4 protein-coding genes are annotated in these 4690 nt (G+C 32.9%); all 4 read right to left on the reverse strand.

All coding sequences use genetic code 11. From position 1 onward, the window contains the following. Window positions 1-125: 125 nt before the first annotated feature. Complete coding sequence (locus KKC53_07070; GenBank protein MBU2598907.1) at window positions 126-1199, reverse strand: APC family permease; 1074 nt, start codon at window positions 1197-1199, stop codon at window positions 126-128. Window positions 1200-1245: 46 nt separating this feature from the next. After that, the gene (gene thrC / locus KKC53_07075) at window positions 1246-2481 is read right to left on the reverse strand and encodes a threonine synthase (GenBank protein ID MBU2598908.1); all 1236 of its coding nucleotides are present in this window, start codon (window positions 2479-2481) and stop codon (window positions 1246-1248) included. 139 nt (window positions 2482-2620) lie between these two features. Then, the gene (gene cysK / locus KKC53_07080; GenBank protein ID MBU2598909.1) at window positions 2621-3661 is read right to left on the reverse strand and encodes a cysteine synthase A; all 1041 of its coding nucleotides are present in this window, start codon (window positions 3659-3661) and stop codon (window positions 2621-2623) included. Window positions 3662-3766: 105 nt separating this feature from the next. Then, window positions 3767-4690 (reverse strand): amidohydrolase family protein (locus KKC53_07085; GenBank protein MBU2598910.1); only part of this gene is annotated, 924 nt, incomplete at its 5' end.

Below are 4690 nucleotides of genomic sequence, written 5' to 3' on the forward strand. Positions count from 1 at the left end.
ACTTAAAAGAGATAGAATGGAGATTTAACCATCGTAATGATAATTTAGTTGTACTACTTCGTAAGTTATTAAATCAGAGAATTTAAATTGTCAAAGAACAAATTTAGGGCAACTTTAATGGTGAATTACCATGTAAATGAAACCATAAGCAGTGCACTTGTAACTTCAGCTAATACTTCTATCTTACTTGTAAGTGATAATATAATTGATAAAATTCCTGTTAATAAAATTGAATTTGAAGGAGTAATATATTTTGGATGGATATAACTAAACCAATCAGGTAAAATTTTATCTCTTCCCAAAGCATAATTTATTCGAGATGATGTTATAATTGCAGCATTTGCTGAAGATGCAGTTGCAAGAAGTGCTGCAACAGGTATGAGTGAGCTACCCAATTTACCCATGAATTTACTTGCTACTTCAACTAAGGGATCTTTTATGCTCCCTATCATGTTATATGGTAATACACCTATAATAACTGTTAATATTAAACTATAGAGAATCATAGCTATTATTACTGAACCAACGATTGCCAATGGAATATTTCTAGCAGGATTCTTAATTTCCTCAGCAATTGTTGATATTTTTTCAAAACCAAAAAAAGATACAATAACCAGTCCTATGATTCCAATAACCATTCCCCAACCATAAGGTATGAAAGGCTCAAATAAATCTGTTTCTATTTTAAAGAAACCAATAAAGATAAATACTATAAATATTATTAATAAAAATATGACAATATATTTCTGAAGTAGTCCAGTTATCTTCGCTCCACGATAATTTATAAAAGTAAACAGAATTCCTACAAGAATTGCTCCAATTAAAGGATCAATTGGGATAAAATAACTTAAATAACATCCAAAAGCATAAAGGTTAAATGCAGCAAAAAAAGTGAGTCCCAACCAATTTCCAGGTCCTACTATGGACCCTGCCAAAGGTCCAAAAGCACGAAATATAAAAGTAACGCTACCACCAGCTTTTGGTATAACAGTTGCCAATTCAGATGTTATTAAAGCAGTAGGTAAACATATAAGTCCTGCAAGAATAAATGATAGGCTTGCAGCAGGTCCAGCTTTTTCAGCAGCATTAGCTGATAAAACAAAAATTCCTGCACTTATCATAGATCCTAACCCAATAGCTAAAGCCTCTATCAACCAAAGTTCTCTTATTAGCTTAACTTTTTCTTTCTTTTCTTCCATTAATTTCCTAAATTTATCTATTTCTTAAATTTTATGTGTTTTTATATTACTGAAAAATTTTCTCAACTTCTTTTATATTTGGTTTAATATAGTGAGGTTTTTTAACTGCTTTTAAGGCTGAGTCTATATCCTTTAGCCCACTCCCAGTAACAAGAATAACTACTATTTCATCTGATTTTAATCTTTTTTCCCTTGACATCTTGAGTAATCCTGCAAACGCTGTTGCACCAGCAGGTTCAGCAAATATTCCCATTCTTTTAGCTAAAATACCCATAGCATTTAATATCTGCTCATCCGATACTACTTCCACCCACCCGTTTGATGCTCTAATATAGGATATAGCCATCTCACCATTACGAGGTCTACCAACTGAAATGCTATCTGCTATTGTATTTGGCTCTATTTTTTTTATCCTGTCTCCTCTTTTCATTGCTAAATAAATAGCATTTGAACCCTCAGCCTGAACAGCAATTAACTTGGGCATCTTCTTAATAGCACCTATCTTTATTAAATCATAAAAACCTTTGTACACCCCAGATAAAATACAACCATCTCCTACTGGAACAAATACTTTATCAGGAATGTTAAAAGAGAGCTGGTTAGCTATTTCAAGTGAGACTGTTTTTTTACCCTCAATAGTAAAAGGATTATATCCAGTATTTCTGTTATACCATCCAAATTTTTTAGTTGCTTCTATTGAAAGGTCAAACGCATCATCATAACTTCCATCCACTGCAAAAACTTCTGCTCCATACATAAGAAGCTGGGTAATCTTTGCCTTAGGAGCAGTTTTAGGAACAAATATATAACATTTTAACCCTACACTTGCACATATTCCTGCAAGTGAAGAGGCAGCATTTCCAGTAGATGCACATGTTATAGCCTTAACCCCTTTATCTAAAGCTAATTTAACCACTAATGCGCTAGCTCTATCCTTTAATGACGAGGTTGGATTTACTGTATCATCCTTAATATATAAATCTTTTATCTGTAACTGTCTTGATAAATCTATGTTTCTATAAAGTGGTGTTCCTCCAACCTTAAGAGGTGGTATATTTTTTAAATCATCTATGGGAAGAAAGGCTGCAAAATCCCACATACTATTTTCAATATTCCTAATAGGTAATGATAGAGAGCTCTCTTTTTCTTTTTGTTGAAAACTTTTATAGTTATAATTAATTTCTAAAACCCCTAAAGTCCCACATTTTGTACATGTGTATTGTATTTCTGAGGGTTTATACTCTTTTTTACACAAAACACATCTAAAATTTCTTATTTTCAATTCATACCCTTTAAACTAATATTTTTCTATACTTAATTTTACTATTAATAAGTAGGGCGACCCTTTAGGGTTGCGTTTTTGCAAGGCTAAAGCCTTGCTCTACATCTTTTTTTAACCTGCTGACCCCTGTTCCCTGACCCTATTCAACTATTATAAGTGGGTGCTTTTTTAGAAGTTCTAACTGTTCTTCATCAATTAGATGTTCTCTTTCTTCAACTTCAAACTCTTTTCCTACACCACATAGTGGAGTGGAAAAATACCTGAGTCCATTATCATTAATCATAGTAACAATTCTCTTAACATTCGGATATTTTTTTGCAAGTTTTATTGCAGCCACAACATTACATCCAGAAGATATTCCACAAAATATTCCCTCCTCCCTGGCTAATCTCTTAGCCATCTCAATTGATCCCTCTGATGTTGTTGTAACTACACCGTCAATATATTTAAGTAATAGATTCTCTGGAATAAATCCATCTCCAATTCCCTCTATTTTATGAATTCCCCATCTTTGATGAGATAAAAGTGGACATTCAGCAGGTTCAACTGCAAATATTATTACATCTGGATTTTTTTCTTTAATATATTTAGCAACCCCGCTTATTGTTCCACCAGTACCCTGAGAAGCTACAAATATATCAAATTCACCTCCGGTTTGCTCCCATATCTCAGGTCCTGTAGTTAAGTAATGAGCTTTAACATTATCGGGGTTTGAAAATTGACCAACTTCCCAATATTTTCCAGGATTTTTTTCCTTTATCTCTGCCACTTTTTTCAAAGTCAAATCCACATCACTTTCGCCACCTGGTGTATATACTAGTTTTGCTCCATAAGCTTCCATGGTCTTCTTTCTCTCTTCACTCATTCCGGCAGGCATAACAATCAAAACTGGATAACCCTTAACTGCTCCCACCATTGAAGTTGCGATTCCAGTATTTCCTGTAGTTGCTTCTATCAGACTCATTCCTGGTTTTAGTTCACCCCTTTTCTCAGCTTCTTCGACCATTCTAAATAAAATTCTGTCTTTTAAACTTCCACTGGGATTAAAATATTCAATTTTCCCTAATATCTCCACATCTATATCTTTTGTGATTCTATTCAGTCTTACAAGTGGAGTATACCCAACAGTTTCAGACAAATCTTTTGCTATTTTACTTTTTCTTTCCCAGTTTAAAGTCAATTTTCCCTCCTTAAATATATTTGAAATTATGCATTTTTTAGAAATTAAATTTTATTTAGTGATAATTTAGTTCTCTGTTTATGTTTGTTTAATATTTCTGATAATTTATCTACTTAACAGAACTTTTGTTCTTTCTCTATGCTTTCTTAAAACTTTTTGTAAATCTATATTTAATAACTTACCATTTTTTACTATTAATATACCATTTATTATTGATAGGGCAACATTTGTAGGTTGACAAAGAAGTAAAGCACCAATAGGATTTTCGTAAGCTCCAGCATATTCAATTTTATTTAAATCAAAACCAATAATATCAGCTTTCTTTCCTTCTTCAATTGTACCTATTTCATCATCTCTTCCCAAAACTTTGGCTCCACCTAAGGTTGCCATCTCCAAAGTTTGTTCAGTAGAAATTATTTTATCTGACCCCCGTGACCTCTGACATAACATAGCCATCCTCGTCTCAGCTAACATATTTGATGAATCATTGCTTGATGAACCATCAACTCCAATACTCACATTCACATTTGCATCAAGCATCTCTTTAATAGGTGCTATTCCTGATGCCAATCTCATATTTGATGAAGGACAATGTGAAACTCCTACTCCACTTTTTGCTAACTTTAAAATCTCATCTTCATTCAAATAAACAGTGTGTGTAAAGAATACATTACCTCTTATCCATCCTACTTCTTTCATATAATCAAAGGGTCTCTGATTATATATCTCAAGACAGAATTCATTCTCTTGTTTGTTTTCTGCTAAGTGAGTATTACACTTTAAATTAAACTCTATTGCTAAATCCATTATTTCTCTCATTAAAGATTTTGTAACTGAGAAAGGTGATGTTGGAGCCAAAATCAATTGTACTTCAGACTTTTTTTTCCCATACTTCTCTGCTAATTTCTGGCATTGTTTTAATATTTCATCCTCTTCTTGAACCAATTCTTTGGGTGGAAGACCCCCTTCTTCCTCACTAAGTGACATGCTCCCTCTCGCTAAACAAAATCTAATTCCTGATTTTTTTAC

This window comes from Actinomycetota bacterium (assembly GCA_018830725.1).
In the GTDB taxonomy this organism is placed as follows: Bacteria; Actinomycetota; Humimicrobiia; order JAHJRV01; family JAHJRV01; genus JAHJRV01.